12 protein-coding genes and 1 tRNA gene are annotated in these 15,000 nt (G+C 65.9%); 5 read left to right on the top strand and 8 right to left on the bottom strand.

Features of this window, described 5'->3' with window-relative positions; genetic code table 11:
- Nucleotides 1-18 precede the first annotated feature (18 nt).
- Nucleotides 19-1,521 carry a sodium:solute symporter gene (locus EAH73_RS02450; protein WP_140464860.1) on the bottom strand — a complete coding sequence of 501 codons (1,503 nt, stop codon included), beginning with the start codon at nucleotides 1,519-1,521 and terminating at the stop codon, nucleotides 19-21.
- A 156-nt stretch (nucleotides 1,522-1,677) separates the two neighbouring features.
- On the opposite strand from EAH73_RS02450, the gene EAH73_RS02445 reads away from it, so the two are divergent.
- Nucleotides 1,678-2,871, top strand: coding sequence for a thioredoxin family protein (locus tag EAH73_RS02445; protein WP_140464858.1), 1,194 nt, complete (start codon nucleotides 1,678-1,680; stop codon nucleotides 2,869-2,871).
- Between the two features lies 1 nt (nucleotide 2,872).
- Here the strand turns inward: EAH73_RS02445 and EAH73_RS02440 are convergent, their stop codons facing one another.
- On the bottom strand, nucleotides 2,873-3,889 hold the full coding sequence (locus tag EAH73_RS02440) for an MBL fold metallo-hydrolase (RefSeq protein WP_140464856.1): 1,017 nt from the start codon (nucleotides 3,887-3,889) through the stop codon (nucleotides 2,873-2,875).
- Nucleotides 3,890-4,204: 315 nt separating this feature from the next.
- Between EAH73_RS02440 and EAH73_RS02435 the strand changes: the two genes are divergently transcribed.
- The gene (locus EAH73_RS02435) at nucleotides 4,205-4,507 is read left to right on the top strand and encodes a putative quinol monooxygenase (RefSeq protein WP_140464854.1); all 303 of its coding nucleotides are present in this window, start codon (nucleotides 4,205-4,207) and stop codon (nucleotides 4,505-4,507) included.
- Between the two features lie 39 nt (nucleotides 4,508-4,546).
- On the opposite strand, the gene EAH73_RS02430 is transcribed toward EAH73_RS02435, so the two are convergent.
- Both EAH73_RS02430 and EAH73_RS02425 read right to left on the bottom strand, forming a co-directional pair.
- Nucleotides 4,547-6,511 (bottom strand): M61 family metallopeptidase, encoded by a 1,965-nt coding sequence (locus EAH73_RS02430; protein ID WP_140464852.1) that lies wholly within the window; start codon nucleotides 6,509-6,511, stop codon nucleotides 4,547-4,549.
- Nucleotides 6,512-6,633: 122 nt separating this feature from the next.
- Complete coding sequence (locus EAH73_RS02425) at nucleotides 6,634-7,350, bottom strand: class I SAM-dependent methyltransferase (protein ID WP_161599424.1); 717 nt, start codon at nucleotides 7,348-7,350, stop codon at nucleotides 6,634-6,636.
- 171 nt (nucleotides 7,351-7,521) lie between these two features.
- Here EAH73_RS02425 and EAH73_RS02420 point away from each other — a divergent pair.
- Together EAH73_RS02420 and EAH73_RS02415 are read left to right on the top strand one after the other, a co-directional pair.
- Nucleotides 7,522-7,603: transfer RNA gene (locus tag EAH73_RS02420), tRNA-Leu, on the top strand.
- A gap of 122 nt (nucleotides 7,604-7,725) precedes the next feature.
- Complete coding sequence (locus EAH73_RS02415) at nucleotides 7,726-8,448, top strand: phosphatase PAP2 family protein (RefSeq protein ID WP_140464849.1); 723 nt, start codon at nucleotides 7,726-7,728, stop codon at nucleotides 8,446-8,448.
- Nucleotides 8,449-8,452: 4 nt separating this feature from the next.
- Here EAH73_RS02415 and EAH73_RS02410 read toward each other — a convergent pair whose 3' ends face one another.
- The 4 genes from EAH73_RS02410 to EAH73_RS02395 form a co-directional block, all read right to left on the bottom strand.
- Entirely contained in the window at nucleotides 8,453-10,828 is a 2,376-nt protein-coding gene (locus EAH73_RS02410) for a GAF domain-containing protein (RefSeq protein WP_140464847.1), read from the bottom strand.
- Between the two features lie 52 nt (nucleotides 10,829-10,880).
- Nucleotides 10,881-11,504: a hypothetical protein gene (locus EAH73_RS02405; RefSeq protein ID WP_161599423.1), complete on the bottom strand. Its 624-nt coding sequence runs from the start codon at nucleotides 11,502-11,504 to the stop codon at nucleotides 10,881-10,883.
- A 50-nt stretch (nucleotides 11,505-11,554) separates the two neighbouring features.
- Nucleotides 11,555-12,100 carry a hypothetical protein gene (locus EAH73_RS02400; RefSeq protein ID WP_140464843.1) on the bottom strand — a complete coding sequence of 182 codons (546 nt, stop codon included), beginning with the start codon at nucleotides 12,098-12,100 and terminating at the stop codon, nucleotides 11,555-11,557.
- Nucleotides 12,101-12,359: 259 nt separating this feature from the next.
- Nucleotides 12,360-13,772: a dicarboxylate/amino acid:cation symporter gene (locus tag EAH73_RS02395; protein WP_140464841.1), complete on the bottom strand. Its 1,413-nt coding sequence runs from the start codon at nucleotides 13,770-13,772 to the stop codon at nucleotides 12,360-12,362.
- Between the two features lie 173 nt (nucleotides 13,773-13,945).
- On the opposite strand from EAH73_RS02395, the gene EAH73_RS02390 reads away from it, so the two are divergent.
- Entirely contained in the window at nucleotides 13,946-14,950 is a 1,005-nt protein-coding gene (locus tag EAH73_RS02390) for an enolase C-terminal domain-like protein (protein ID WP_140464839.1), read from the top strand.
- Nucleotides 14,951-15,000 lie beyond the last annotated feature (50 nt).

Raw genomic sequence — 15,000 nt, 5'->3', positions numbered from 1 at the left:
GGGTGCCGGGCCCCCGTGCTAAACCGCGGCAACGGGCGCGGGGTTCAGCGGGGCGGGGCGCGAAATGGCGAACAGGCCCAGCAGAATCAGGGCCCCGTTGAGGAGCAGGATTTCGAAGCCGAACTTGTAGCCGCCCAGCCACGCCACCGAGTTTTGCACGATGAGCAGCGTGAGGCCCACCCCGGCCACGCACACGGGCAGCACCAGGCGGTCGCGCAGGCTGCGCCGGGTGAAGATGCCGAACGCAAACAGGCCAAGCAGGGGCCCGTAGGTGAAGCCCGCCGCCTTGTACACGGCGTCGATCAGGCTTTGCTCGTTGAGGGCCCTAAAAATGAGGATGATGACGATGAGCACCGCCGACCAGCCCAGGTGGGTGAGCTGGCGCAGGCGCGTCTGTTGCGCCTCGGGGTACTTTTTGATGTCCAGAAAATCGACGCAGAACGACGTGGTGAGGGCCGTGAGGGCCGAATCGGCGGAGGCGTAGGTGACGGCGATGATGCCCAGGATGAAGATGACGCCGGCCACGAGCGAGAACTGCGTAGTGGCCAGGTACGGAAATACCTTGTCGGTATCGAGGCCGCCCTTTAGGTTGAGGAGCTGCGGCAACTCGCTGAGGTGCAAGCCCCGGGCGGCGGCGTACTGGTACATGAGCACGCCCAACGTCAGGAACAAAATATTGACGCACACGATGACCGGCGTAAACCAAAACAGGTTTTTCTGGGCCTCGCCGAGGCTGCGGCAGCTCAGGTTTTTCTGCATCAAGTCTTGGTCGAGGCCGGTCATTACGATGGTGATGAACATGCCCGAAGCAAACTGCTTCCAGAAGAACTTATCGTCGCGGAAATCCGAGAAGTACACCTGCGACATCGAACTCTCGCGCACGCTGCTCACGAGCTGTTTGAAGGAGTAGTTCAGCTCGTCGGCCATGAAGTAGATGCTTAGCCCCACGCAGCTGAGCATGGCCAGCGTCTGGAAAGTATCGGTCCAGAGAATGGTTTTGAGGCCGCCTTTGAAGGTGTAGAGGTAGATGAACAGGATGCTGACCACGACGGTGACGGCAAACGGCACGCCCATGGCGTCGAACACCGCCAGCTGGAGCACGCCCGCCACCAGGTACAGCCGCAGGGCCGAACCCAACGAGCGCGAAATCAGGAAGAATAGGGCCCCCGTCTTGTAGCTCCAGTAGCCGAAGCGTTGCTCGAGGTAGGAGTAGATGGACACGAGTTGCAGCCGGTAGTAGAGCGGCAGCAGCACGGTGCCGATGACCAGGTAGCCGGCCACAAACCCCAGGGCCACGGCCAGGTAGCTCCAGCTTTTGCCGTACACGTTGCCCGGCACCGAGATAAAGGTGACGCCCGAGAGCGAGGTGCCGATCATGGCAAACGCCACCATGTACCAGGGCGCGTTGCGGTCGGCCACGAAGAAGCTCTCGCTCGTGACTTTCCGCGAAGTGAGGACCGCAATAACAATCAGAACGGCGAAGTAGCCCGCAATGAGGCTCAAAACGAGGGTTGGCGACATGAGCGCAAAGGTAGGGCCCCCGGGCAGCGGGCGCCACGCTGCCGCTTGGGGCCCCTAGGGGCATGCAGGACAAGGTTTTATCCGGTGTGTGGCAGTAGCTTTAGCGCAGCACCCCACCGCTGGCCGCGCCCAGGGGCCCACTTTTCTTGCCCACCTATGCGCCACGCATTTACTGTCATCCTTTCGCTGGGCAGTGCCCTGGCCCAGGCCCAAAGCGGGCCCATTGCCTTCGCCGGCGGCAGCTGGGCCGACGCCCAGGCCACGGCCCGGCAGGCGCACAAAGGCATCTTCCTGTACGCTGCTTCGCCTAGTTGCCACTGGTGCAAGCCGATGGAGAAGGACGTCTTTACCGACCCGGCGGTTAGCCAGTATTACACGGCAACCTTTGTGAGTTACAAGATAAACGTGGACGAAGGCGAGGGAAAAGCGTTAGCCGAACGCTACGAAGTCAGGTCCATGCCCACGTACTTGTACTTCAGCCCCGAAGGCAAGCTGCTGCACATGAGCGGCAATTACAAATCGCCCACTGCTTTTCTGCAAGACGGCAAAGACGCCTTCGACCCGAATAAAGCATTTTTTACTTTGAAGGAACGCTACGAGGCTGGCGACCGCAGTGCCCCGTTTCTGTATGTGTTCGGCACGTCGCCGGCGCTTTCGCAGCAGGAGGCTTTGTACGACCAGGTGAGCGCCGACTACCTGAAAAGCCAAACGGCGGCGGAGCTGGCTTCAAAGAAAAACCTGGATTACCTCTTCGAATTAGGGACGAGCTTTTACGCTCCGACGACCCAATATTTCCTCGCGCACCAGCCGGCATTCGTGGCCCAGTTCGGCCAAGTTGAGGTAAGCGCTAAGAGACGGCTAATTATTGGTAATAAAGCTGCGGAACTGGGCCTTAAAAACGATTTGTCCGGCCTTGATCGGCTCCAGCAAATTATTGTGCGCCTTATGCCTACCGAGGCGATGCAATTGAAAGGCTTGGCCCATATCCGGTACTTGCTGGGCGAGCCGAAGCGTGACTGGCCGGCGTACACTAACGCCGTGCTGGCTTACGGAAAAAAATACGCCAGCCAAGACAACTTCACTTTGCGCGAGGCTGGTGTATACCTGGCGTTCTTCGTGAAGGACAAAGTACTGCTAACCAAAGGAGATGAAATTATCCGGCAAGCATTGGCCGCTAGCCGCAGCTACGATAATCTCTGCACGCGGGCCAAGCTGCTACACAAGCTGGGCCGCGACCGGGAAGCGACCCGCGCCGCCCAGGAAGCTGCGGCGCTGGCTGCCAAAGACAAGCAAAACCCCGAAGAAGCCACCGAATTGCTGGCCGAAATCAACCAAAAAAAGGCGGGCTAGGCTACTCCCACTCCGGCCAGGGCAGGGCCTCGCCTACGGCGGGGGCGTGCAGCTCGCCGCGCAGCATGCCGCCGGCCGCAATTTCCGTGAGTTGCCGCAGGGGCTCCGATGCGGGCTCGTCGCTCAGGTCGAAGGTGCCGTAGTGCATGGGCACCAGGTGGCCGGCGCGCAGCACATTGGCGGCCTTGGCGGCCTCGTGGGGGTTCACGTGGCTTTTGGCCATCATGTAGGGCGGCTTGTAGGCCCCGATGGGCATAAGCACCACGTCCAGGGGCCCAAACTGCCGTTCGATCTGCTCGAAATGGCTGCCGAACGACGTGTCGCCGGCGAAGTAGATGAGCTTATCCGTGGCGAGAACTTTGATCAGAAAGCTACCCCAGAGCACGGTGTTCACGTCGAACAGCCCGCGGCGGTGCCAGTGGCTAGCGGGCAGGTAATACACCTCGAACGGGGCCCCGGGGCCCACATCGTACTGCTGCCACCAGCCGGCTTCCTGCACGGGCAGGCCGGGGGCCATGCCGCGCAGTAGGGGCCCCATGCCCAGGGGGGCCAGCGCCCGCAGCTGCGGGTTCTGGCGGGCCAGCAGTTTTATGGAAGCTTCGTCTAGGTGGTCGCGGTGGCCGTGCGAGAGCAGCAGCCAGTCGATGCCCACCAAATCTTCGGGCCGGCAGGGCAGGGGGTGGCGGCGCCGCAGCCCCACCGAACTGAACAGCACGGGGTCGAAGAGCAGCGTTTGGCCCGCGATGCGCAGCACGAAGCTGGCGTGGCCCAACCACAGCAGCACGTCGTCGGTGCCGGCCAGGGCCCCCGTGGCGTCCACCACGCGGGGCACCCAGAGGTCACGCTTTTTCGCTTCCTTCTGAGGATTGGTGGCCAGCTGCCACTTCAGCGCATCGGCCAGGGTGGGGGCAAACAGCGTTTCGCCGTTGGCAAATTGGCTGCCGATGCGCTTGTTGCCCGGGTAGCCGGGGCGCACGGTGGACAAGGCGGGGTTATTCAGGTACGAAACAGATGCCATGCGGGGCATACGCAAAAGGGCCCGCCGCGTAGGGCCCCGGGACCCCAGCGCGCCTGCAAAACCCGCCGGGCCCACCTTTTGGGGCCGAAGTGGGGGCCAGGTGCGGCCCTGGCACGCGCGGGTCGTTGCCCGGGGCTTTGCCGCGTTTAAGCCTTTCGCACGAACGCCGCGTACAAGTGCTGCCAGAGCGGTTCTGGCTGCCGGGGGGCCGGCAGGCCCCGTTGCCCACCCCACTGCTTCTTGCAAAAGGGGCTCCGCGAGGCGCACGCCCGGCGGCCGTCCCGCAGTAGTCCTCACCTTTCAACAACCCCTTCCATGCCTGAAGACCTGTACATCGTCGCCACCCTCAGCGCTAAACCCGGGCAGGAAGACGCCCTGCGGGACTTGCTGGTAACGGCCACCAAAACTTTCCGCCAGGAAGATGGCTGCCTCTCGTACGCCCTGCACGAGGACCTCAAGCGCCCCGGCCGGTTCATAACCTACGAAGCCTGGCGCGACGAGGCCGCCTTGGCCGCCCACATGAAGTCGCCCACGATGATAGCGGCGGGCCCCCAGCTTGAGAAGATGCTCGACGGCGAAATGACGCAGGATTTTTTGAAAACCTTGCTGTCCCTGTAGCCGCCGCCACCCGGGGCGGTGGCCCGCTCGCCAGGGCCCCTAGCGCACCTGGCTGGCCAGCCAAGCATCGCGCAGGGCTTGCTGGGCGGGGGTGGCGGGCGTTTTGGCGTCGGCGCGCTGCACCTGCACGGTGGCCGTTTCGTTAAGCAGCAGCTGCACGGCGCGCTCGGCGCCAGCGCGGGTGCGCACTTGGGCGCTCACAATCTGGTTGGGCGCGTGGCGCTTCAGCACGGCGTCGAGGTCGGCGGGGGCCCGCAGGGGCTTGTCGTCAAGCATAGTTAGCTGGTCGCCCACGTCGAGGCCGGCCTTGTAAAGGCCCGAGCCGATGAGGGCGTTGCCGGCCACCAGGCAGCGGCCCTGCTGGTCAAACCGTACCTGCTCGGCCAGGGCCAGCTGGTGGGTGGGCACCGCGGCCAGCCCTGCGGCCTGCAAGTCCTCGGCAAAGCGCGGCTGCTCGTGGCCGTACACGTAGCGCCGGAAAAACTGCCCCGCGTAGGCCGTGTCGTGGGCCACTTCGCCCAGCACCCGCTGCAAATCGGGCAGGGTGTAGGGGCGGGCGGGGGCGTAGTTGGCCTGCTTTTTTCCGTATTGCTGCCATAGCGCCTGCATGTACTGGTCGAGGGTGGCGCGGTGGTCGCGGCGCAGCTCCAGGTCGAGGGCCAGGGCCAGGCCCGCGCCGTAGTAGTAGTAGCTGAGGTACGTATTGTCGGTGTTCACGGGGTCGATGCTCGCCCCCGAATCGGTGAACACGGCCTGCTGGCTCATGCCCACGGCCGAGGTGTAGCGGGCCCCGGGGCTGTTGAGGCGCTCGCTCACCCAGTCGCTCACCTTGTCAAAAAACGCCGCGTCGTCGTAGTCGCGGGTGCGGCGCAGCGTGAGTTCGCCGAAGTACTGCGTGAAGCCCTCGGCCAGCCACAGCGCGTCGCTCATGTTGGTGCGCTGAAAGTTGAAGGGCTCCAAGTCTTTGGGCCGCAGGCGCTTCACGTTCCAAGCGTGGAAAAACTCGTGCGCCACCGTGCGCAGGTTGCGCAGGGCGTTGGCGCCCTGCAAGTCGCGCGGGGCCGTCAGCGACGTCGAGTTGCGGTGCTCCATGCCATCGCTGGTGGCCTGCGGCAAGTAATCGGCCAGGAAGGTGTAGCGCCCAAAATCAAACGTTGGCAGCTCGCCAAAAATGGCTTTTTCTTCCTTCACCACCTGCTGCACGCGCTGCGCGTAAGCGTCCACGGCAGCGGGCGCGTCGGGGCCCATCACGGCCAGGGCCAGGGTTTGGTCGCCCTCCTCCCAGGTGTGCACCTGCTGGGCCCCCAGCATCGCGGGGCTGTCCATGAGGTAGGCCCAGTTGGGGGCCGAAAAGGTGTTTTTCTCGCCCGCGGGCCGCAATTGGGTGGCAATTTTCCAGTCGGGCAGGGCCCCAAACTGCACCTCCACCGGGCGGTTTTCCAGCCCCAGCGCGTAGCAAAACACGGCCGGCGCGTTCAGGTGCGCGTGCTGCACGTCGACGCCGGCGTAGGTGCCGTCGCTGCGGTTGGCGTACAGCGTGTAGTGAAACACCACCGTGCCGTCGGGGCCCGGCGTCACGTCCCAGCCGTAGGCGTCGGGACGGGCCGTGGGCAGCGGGTGGTCAGCGCCATCGGTGGCCACCACATAATACACATTTTTGATGAAATCGTGCTGCGCGTAGCGCCCCGGCGAGCTGCGCGCCATGCGCACCCGCAGGGGCCCCGGCGGCAGCCCCGCGAAGGTGGCCGTGATGCGCGCCTCGTGGTGCGCCGCGTTCGGAAATGCCACCGCGTAGCGCACGGCGGGCCCCACCACCGGGGCGGCTTTGGCTGGGGCCCCCGGGGCGGCAGCGGCCGGCTTGGCTGGGGCAGCAGGGCGGGCCTTAGCCGCCGGGCGGGGCAGGGCGGGCCGCGGCCGCGTCGTCTGGGCCCGCAGCGCGGCAGGGGCGAGGCCGGCGCACAAGGCCAGGGCCAGCAAATGCAGGGCGTACTTCGGGTTGCTCATGCAGCAGGGGCGAGATTTTGGTACAATAGCAAGGGCAGGACGCGCCAACTGGTTGGCAAGGCCGCCGCAATAAGTATTTTCCGTTATCGAATCCCCAAATGTAGGAAAATAACCGGCCCTTCCTACGCGCCCGTTCCGCTTGGCCCCACGGGCTGGAACACCGTGCCCTCCACCGCCCCGCCAAAGAAGTAGGCCGGGGGCCCCGGCCGCAGCCCCAGCCCGGCCAGGGCCCCGTGCAAGTCGGGCAGGCGCTGCGCCCGCAGTGCCGCCACCGCCCCAAAAAACCGGTACATCGTGCCCAGCAGCGCCCGCTGCCAGCCCCGCCGCGGCCGGCTGAAATCGGCCAGCAGCCAAGGGGCGGCGGGCCGCCGGGCCGCCGCTAGGCGGGCCAGGGCGGGCCCCAACGCGGCCGGCGCAAAGCAATCAAGCACGAAAAACGTCACCAGCGCATCGAACCGCTCCTCGGGTGCCAGCGCCGCCTCGGTGCCAAGCCGGAACTCGACCTGCCCGGCCGCGCCCGGCTGCTCGCGGCGCAGGCGGCCCGCGGCCCGCGCCAGCATGGGCCCCGAGGCCTCCAAGTAGAGCACCGCCGCGCCGGGGCGGCGGCGCAGCACCTCGCCCAGCACCCAGCCCGTGCCGCCGCCCAGTATTAACACGCGCGGGGCCCCGGCGGGCAGCCCGGCCAGAGCGGCCCGCTGCGCTGCCCGCAGGCTGCCGCCAAACACGAGGCCCGCCAGCGCATCGTAGCACCAAGCAATGCGGTCGAAGTTGCCGCTGAGGCGGACCGCGGGGGCCCCGGCGGGCAGTTCGGGGCGGGAATTGGGTGGGTTTGCGGTCAAGTTAAAAAAAAAGTGCGGCGTCAACCGGTTGAAAAACAACCCGCCCGGGGCCCCAACGGCCGCTGCGACGGAAAAAAACGTGGCCCCGCTTGCGCCGCACCGCGCCGGCCACCTACCTTTGCAGCACCAAACGGCAACCTCCCCCGGGATGTTTGCCGCCACGGTACCGCTGCGCTTGTGGCGAAATTGGTAGACGCGCTGTCTTCAGGCGGCAGTTCCGCAAGGTGTGGGAGTTCGAGTCTCCCCGAGCGCACGTTTTAAAAAGGCCAACCCGTACGGGTTGGCCTTTTTTCGTTAGGCTGCGGCCAGGCCAGGGGCCCCGGTGGTGGCCGTTTCTGGAGCAATTCCGTTCAACGTACTTTTTGCCTGCCGCCCATGCCCAACGCTTCCGCTTCGCCCACGCCGCCGCCCACGCCGTCCCGCTGGGGGGCCCTGGCCGGCCTGCTCACCGCCGAAGCCGTGGGCGGGGCCCTGGTGTTCGTGCTGGCGTTCGGGGTATTTTTCTACCTGGCGCGCGAGGTGTTTGCCGAAAAATCGGCGGTGTTCGACGACTGGGGCTTCGCCCAGATGGACCGCCTGCGGGCCGCCGCCCCGTGGCTGACGTGGTGGGTGTTCAAGTTCACGTTCTTCGGATCGGTGGCGTTTTTCATACCCGCCAGCCTGCTGGTGCCGCTGGTGCTGCACCGCCGCGGCTTCGTGCGCTACGCCGTCGAGCTGCTGCTGGCCATGGGCGGTGGTCTGGGCCTCAATGAGTTGCTAAAATTCTACTTCCAGCGCCCGCGCCCTTCCTCGGCCCTCATCTACCAGTACGGCCTGAGCTTTCCCAGCGGCCACGCCATGATGAGCATGGCTTACTACGGCTGCCTGGCCTGGCTGGTGGTGCAGCACACCGGCCGCTGGGGCTGGGGCATCGCGCTGGTGGCCTTCGCGCTGCTCATCGGCCTCACCCGCATGTACTTGCACGTGCACTACCCCACCGATGTGGTGGCCGGTTTTGCCGGCGGCGCTGCGTGGCTGGTGCTGCTGCGCACCGGCGTGCGGCTGTTTTGGAAGGAGAAAAAGGAAGTGGAAGCAGCGGAATTGCCCGCCGAGCGCTAGATCCCTACAGCTTCACTGTTACGCGCAAGGCCAGTAGGCCCTTCACGCCTTGCAGTTCTTCTAGTTCCAGTTCTTCCACGCCGGGCTCCAGCAGGCCGCGGTCCTGGAGGTAGTCGATGTACTCGCGGTACTCGGTGGCCTCGCGGGTTTGGGCGTACACCAGGGCCAGGCGGCCGGGCTGGGTGAGGCGTTCGCTGGTGCCAAGTACGGTGGCCTTGTCGATGCGTTTCTTAATGATTTCGTAGCGAATATTATAGGCCCCGTCCACGTCGAACTGGCGCTCGTCCTGCCGGAAGCGGATGCTCAGCGGCTGGCCGTGGATGTAGATGAGCTGGGTGGTTTCGAGCGGCACGGGCAGCGTGGCAGCCAGCGCGTGGGTGAGCCGCGTGATTTCCACCATTGTCAGCAACTGCCACAGCCGCAGGTTTTTGAGAAATACCAAGTCGAACGGCTTGTCCTGCACCAGGGCCTCGCCCACGTAAATGTTGTACTCCACGCCGTCGGTGCGGAAGCGCTGGAAGTAGTGCGGGAACATGGCCTGGGCCTTGGCTTCCTCGTCGTCAAGGTAGGTGCTCACCGCGTCGTTGATGGCCGTCACGCTCTGCTCAAACGCCTGCCGGCGCTTGTAGAGAATGCCCAGGCGCGGGTCAATATTCGCCCAGTAGGCCGTGATGACTGGCCGCAGCTCGGGCGTGTGCTGGGCTAGGTACTCAAACAGCGGCTCCACTTCCTGGCGCAGCGACTCGTAGATGCTCAGCTCGTCGCCGCTGATGATGCCCTGGCGCAGGCGGCGCAAGTTCTTGTTAACATAGAACTTCAGCTCGTCGAGGATGGGCAGCTGCCGGTGGTCGGAGGCTTTTTTCAACACCCGGTTGGCCAGGGTGAGGTGCTCGATGAGGTCGCCCTCGATGGCCGCGTTGCGGGCCGTGCTGCTGCCGCGAATGTCGCAGGAGCCGTGCAGCGGGTACACGTCGGCAAACACGATGGGCTCCATCTCGGCCGCGCGTTCGCCCTCGTCGTGGCGGGCCAGCAGGCGGCGAGCGGCGTCGGTGAAGCGCCACTCCATGGTGGGGTGGATGGGGGTGAAGCGCTCCTGCATCACGGCCTGGATGCGGGTTTGCAGGTCCTCGGCGTTGCGCTTCACGGCCACGGCAAACAGCGGCACAAACTGCGCAACTTTCTCTAAGTCAAACTCATCCAGGTCGCCCGCCGTGGGCGAGCCAATCTCCAACAAGCCCACCGTGTCGCCGCCGTAGGGCAGCAGCGCCAGGATGGCCGATTGGATGCCCAGCTCCAGAATCTGGGCCCGCAAATCGTCTGGAATGTCGGCCCGCGCCACGTCGGAGAGCACCAGTGGGCGGCGCTCGCGCAGCAGCCGCTCGTATATCTGCCGGAAGCCGCTGTCGGCCCGGTTGTGCTGCACCTGCTTGGTGAGGAAGCTGTGGTTGATTTTGCGGCCGAAGTCCACAAAATCTTTCTTTTTTTCGTCGTAGGCCGCAATGCCGAGCTGTAGAGCGGGCCGCGCAAACAGCACCCGCAGCTTCTCCTGAATCTGCTCGAGGCGGTCGGAGGCTTGCAGCACGTCGCGCTCCAGCAGGTCGTACTTCAACTCGGAGAGCACCTCCTGGTCCGTTACGTCCACCAGTTGCAGCACGTTGAAGCCTTCGAGCGCGAAGTGCTCGGGCGGCAGCAGCTCGCGCCACACGGCCAGGTTGTGGCGCTGGTGGCCCAGTTGCTCGCACTGCGCCGGCGTAAGCACGGGGGCCTCGCCCACCACCCGCACCTGCATAAACGACGAGTCGACACTGACGCCGTAGTGGCGGTAGAGGCCGATTTTGTAGTCGGGCACCGTGAAAATGATGGCCCCCGCCGCCGGCAGCTCCACTCCGTACACGCGGTGCAGCACGAGCTGGTAGGCCATGCGCACCATGTACACCTCCATCTGCGCCAGGTTCAGGTTCAGGGGCTGCTTGATGACGCGCTCCTTGTTGAGCAGCACTTCCGCGAAGCGCGGCGTGTAGTAAAAGCTCGTGCGCCCCAGCGGCGACACGGCCCCGCTGATGTTGGCGCCCGCGGCGGCCGTCGGAAATACGGCCAGCATCATGGTCTCGAGCAGGTCGCGCGCCTCGTCGAGCACGGCCGGGTCGGGCAGGGGGCCCCGGAGCGCGGGCGTGCGCGCCGCCTGCCGGGTAATGGCGCGGGCCAGCAGCGCCAGGCCGGGGTTGGGGTCGTTTTCGCGGGCGCGCCAGTAGGCCAGCAGCGGCTCCAGGCTGAGGGCCGTAGCAAACGGAAACGCCGGGGCTCCCGGCGCGGGGCCTTCCGGCGCGGCACCGGTTACGAAGGGGGCCGCCGCGGCGGCATCAACAGCAGAGACGGGCATGGCAGTGAAGAAACGGAAAAAGACGGCAACAGGGCCCCCAGGGCCCCGGCGCTTACTTTTGGATGAGCACCGGCATCACCTGGCCGGTTTCGGTGGCGACGACGGGTGTATCGCTGTTGGGAACGCCGAGGTTAATCAGCACGCCCGTTTTCGAAAGGTTGCGGTAGCAAGTGCAGCAGCCCGTGCCGTAAAACTCGCCCGTTAGCGAAATCTTGCTTAGCTCGTAGCGGCGCGGGTTGTTGCGCAGCAGCTGCCCCGGGGCCCGGCGTACCTCAACGCGGTACAAGTAGGTGTTGAGCTTGCGCGGCCCGGCCTGCGTAAACGGGGCGTTGTTGTTGACAATCACCGTGTCGGTGGCCACCCGGGGGCGCAGGGGCGTTGCCGACGCCGGCGGGATGTAGCGCACCACGTTCGCCTGGTCGAACACGCCCGCGTTGTCCAGAGAGTCGGCGTAGGCCGTGTACGTCTTCTTGTTGGTTTTGATGAGCGCCGGCCGGCCCTTATCGTCCAGCTGCAAGGTGTAGCGCTTAAGTACCACCGTGTCAAGTTCGGTGGCCGGTACAAAGCCGTTCGGGCCGGTGTCAAACTTGAAATAGAACGCGTCGGCCCGTGCGTCGTCGCAGTCGCACACGTTGTTGGCGCAGCAGCCAGCCAGCGCGCCGGCAACTCCCAGCAAAGCAATCAATCGGAACATCCCAGCCATGTCCCAAAGATACGCCGGGGCCCCTAGCGGCGGCCGCGCGCCGCCGTGGTGGGCAGCGTGGGGTTGTCCACGGGGTGGGCCAGTAGCAGGGGCCGGAGCCGGGCGGCGGCCGTGTCGAGCTGTGGGCGGATGTGGGCCAGCGCGTCGCGCAGGGCCAGCACGTCGGCCAGGCGGGGGGCGTTTTTCTGGGCGTAGCCGTGGTACATGGCCACCCGGGCCCGGCCCCGGCCCTTGCCGGCGTAGGTGCCCAGCAGGCGGCCCTGGGCATCCGAAATCTGCAATTCGGCCGTCAAATCGGTCTGGTACGTCTCCAAGGGCACACCCAGGAAGGTGGGGGTGAGCAGCAGCGTCATTTGCAGGGCCTGGAGGCCGCGGTTGAGGCGGCGCTCGGCGGCCTGGGTCACCACGAAGCGCACGTAGCCGTAGGTGGCCGAGTCGGTGGGCTCGGCCAGGTTGCGCTGCAGCTCGTTGGTGAGCAGGCGCATGGGGTCGTCGGGCAGGATGCCGTCGCTCAGGGCCAGGGGCCCCGGGTCAGCGGCGGTTTCGAGCGGGGGCAGGCGCTCGCGCAAGGGGGCGGAAGGCGTGGCCGCTAGCGGCACTTTGGCCGACTTGCAGCCGCTAACCGCCAGCCCGGCAATTGCTAAGATTATATAAGTATAATGCAAATATATTTTCATGGAATGCGCGCTGTAAACTCGGGACTTAATAGATAATTGCCGGATAAAAGTGCCTGAAAAGCGCAAAAAGACCTTTTATGGCGCGGCGATGCCCAAGGTAGCAGTTTGCCGGGAAATGCCGGCGGTAACGGAAAGATTAAATCCGCAGGGATTAGTGCCCGGCGGCCACCGCCGGCTCGGGCAGGGCGGCCGGGTCGGGGCCCTGGTAATCGTCGATGAACTCGCCTTCCCAGCGGGCCACCACGGCCGAGGCCAAGCAGTTGCCGAGCACGTTCACGGCGGTGCGGGCCATGTCCATCAGCGCGTCGATGCCCAGGATGATGAACACCGGCCATGCCGGCAAATTGAACGAGGGCAGCGTGGCCAGCAAAATCACGAGCGAGGCGCGGGGCACCCCGGCCACGCCCTTGCTGGTGAGCATGAGCGTGAAAACCAGCAGCATCTGGTCGCCAAAGGAGAGGTTGACGCCCGCCGCCTGGGCCACAAACACGGCCGCCAGCGAGAGGTAGAGCGTGGTGCCGTCGAGGTTGAAGGAGTAGCCCGTGGGCATCACGAAGGCCACGATGCGGCGCGGCACCCCGATGCTCTCCATGGCCTCCATGGCGCGGGGCAGGGCGGCCTCGCTGCTGGTGGTGGCAAAGGCGATGCTCACCGGCTCGGCCACTGCCGCCACGAAGCGCCGCAGCGGGATGCGCATAATCAGCGCTACCGGCAGCAGGATGAGCAGCACGAAGCCGATGAGGGCCCCGTAGAGCGTAAGCAGCAGCTGAAACGCATTCAGTAGGGGCCCGAAGCCCATTTTGGCCACCGTGTAGGCCATGGCGCCGCCCACGCCCAGGGGCGCAAAAAACATCACTACGTTGGTGAACTTGAACATTACTTCCGACAGGCTTTCGCACATGTCGAGCATCAGGCGGCGGGGCTTTTCGGGCGTGAGGGCCAGGCCGATGGCGAAGAGGATGGCGAATACCACCACTTGCAGCACCTGCCCCTCAGCCACCGATTTGGCAATGTTTTCGGGGAAGATGTGCAGGATGATGTCGGCCGCAGTTTGGGGCGCGGCGGCGGCAATGGCGTCGGCTTTCTCGGCAACGATGGTATTCTTAATGCCCACCCCGGCCTTGGTGAAGTTGATAGCCGCCAGCCCGATGAACAGCGCAAAGGTGGTTACTACTTCAAAGTAAATCAGGGCCTTGAGGCCCATGCGGCCCACCTGCTTGAGGTTGGCGTGGCCGGCAATGCCCACCACCAGCGTGGCAAATACCAGCGGGGCGATGATGGTCTTCACGAGCCGCAAAAAGGCGTCGCTGAGCACCTTCAGGGGCAGGGCTACCGCCGGGGCGTCGTGCCCGATTTCGATGCCCACCAGCATGCTCAGCACAATCCAGAGCGTGAGCGAGCGGCGCGGGGCCACGGCCAGCGCCAGGGCCCCCAGCGCGGCCCAGCGGGCGGCCACGGGCACGGCGGCCGGCAGGGCCAGCTGCCCGGTGGCGCTTAATACGGTGAGCAAAACGGCCAGTAGCAGCAAGGCCAGGGCAAGCACGGTAACGCGTGAAAGCTTCATGGGCAACGACGAAAGTAAATGTGGCCCGGGTGAAGAAAACGCGGGCCAGGCAAAGGTAAGGGCGGGGGCCCCCGCCCGGTGTGCCGGTCCGGCGCGCGCCGCCGGGGCCCCGGCGGCGCGCCCAGTGCCATTTTTGCCGCATCTTCGGGCCGCCCGTGCCCCTTGCCCCGCCCATGCCCACCTGGACCCTCACCGCCCTCGACCTGCCGCTGCGCTTTGTCTGGAAAATTTCCCGCAACGCCTCCTCGTCCAAAACCAACCTGATTGTGCAGGTGGCCGGCCACGGCCACACCGCCCGGGGCGAGGCCGCGCCCAACGTGCGCTACGCCGAGTCGCCGGCGTTGCTGGCCGAGCAGTTTGGGGCCCTGCACGCGGCCGGACTGGAGCAAGTTGAAACGCTGGACGACCTCGACGCCCTGCTGGGAGCCCACCCCGTGGCCCACGCCCTGAGCTTTGCCCTGGAGGCGGCCCTGGTGCAGTGGCTGGCCGCCCGTGCCGGGCAGCCGGTGTGGCAGTGGCTGGGCGTGCCGCCGCCGGCCGCCGCCACGCCCACGGCCTTCACGCTGCCCATTATGCCGCCCGGCGAGGTGGCCGCATTCCTAGCCGCGCAGCGGGCGGCGCGATTTGAGTTGCTAAAGGTGAAGGTAGACGCCGCCGGGGGGCTCGACCTACTGCGCGAGGTGGCCCGGGTGCTGCCCGGCCACCCGCTGCTTGTGGACGGCAACGAGGCCTGGGCCGACGCCGACGGCCTGTTGCAGTTTATTGAGCACACCCGCGCCGTGCCCGGCCTGCAAATGGCCCTGCTGGAGCAGCCCCTGCCCGCCGCCTGCGCCGCCGACTACCGCTACCTGCGCCCCCGGGCCGGCGTGCCGCTGCTGGCCGACGAGTCGGTGACGGATACGGCTGATTTTGAAGAAATTGCCCGGCAGTTCCACGGCGTGAACGTGAAGCTGATGAAAGCCGGTGGCTTCCGGCGCGGCATTGAGCTGCTGCGCCGCACCCGCGCCCACGGCCTGCGCCCCATGCTGGGCTGCATGGTCGAAACCAGCTTGGGCATCGCCGCCGCCCTGCAAATCAGCGCCCTGGCCGACGTGCACGACCTCGACGGGATCCTCATTATCAAAGACGAGCCGTTTGGGCTGGTGCACGAAGCTGCTGGGGCCCTGGTGCTGGCCTGACGCCCCCCGCCAAGCGGCGCCAGCCCTGCTTTAGGGCCCCCGGGCCAGGC

Source organism: Hymenobacter nivis (assembly GCF_006439025.1).
GTDB lineage: Bacteria > Bacteroidota > Bacteroidia > Cytophagales > Hymenobacteraceae > Hymenobacter > Hymenobacter nivis_A.
This window is presented reverse-complemented; position numbering and strand designations above follow the sequence as displayed.

Bases quoted from the DNA above. Each gene is read 5' to 3' on its own strand.
- EAH73_RS02430 (WP_140464852.1), bottom strand. From the start codon at position 6,511: ATGAGCAACCCGAAGTACGCCCTGCATTTGCTGGCCCTGGCCTTGTGC.
- EAH73_RS02435 (WP_140464854.1), top strand. From the start codon at position 4,205: ATGCCTGAAGACCTGTACATCGTCGCCACCCTCAGCGCTAAACCCGGG.
- EAH73_RS02395 (WP_140464841.1), bottom strand. From the start codon at position 13,772: ATGAAGCTTTCACGCGTTACCGTGCTTGCCCTGGCCTTGCTGCTACTG.
- EAH73_RS02410 (WP_140464847.1), bottom strand. From the start codon at position 10,828: ATGCCCGTCTCTGCTGTTGATGCCGCCGCGGCGGCCCCCTTCGTAACC.
- EAH73_RS02445 (WP_140464858.1), top strand. From the start codon at position 1,678: ATGCGCCACGCATTTACTGTCATCCTTTCGCTGGGCAGTGCCCTGGCC.
- EAH73_RS02390 (WP_140464839.1), top strand. From the start codon at position 13,946: ATGCCCACCTGGACCCTCACCGCCCTCGACCTGCCGCTGCGCTTTGTC.
- EAH73_RS02450 (WP_140464860.1), bottom strand. From the start codon at position 1,521: ATGTCGCCAACCCTCGTTTTGAGCCTCATTGCGGGCTACTTCGCCGTT.
- EAH73_RS02415 (WP_140464849.1), top strand. From the start codon at position 7,726: ATGCCCAACGCTTCCGCTTCGCCCACGCCGCCGCCCACGCCGTCCCGC.
- EAH73_RS02440 (WP_140464856.1), bottom strand. From the start codon at position 3,889: ATGGCATCTGTTTCGTACCTGAATAACCCCGCCTTGTCCACCGTGCGC.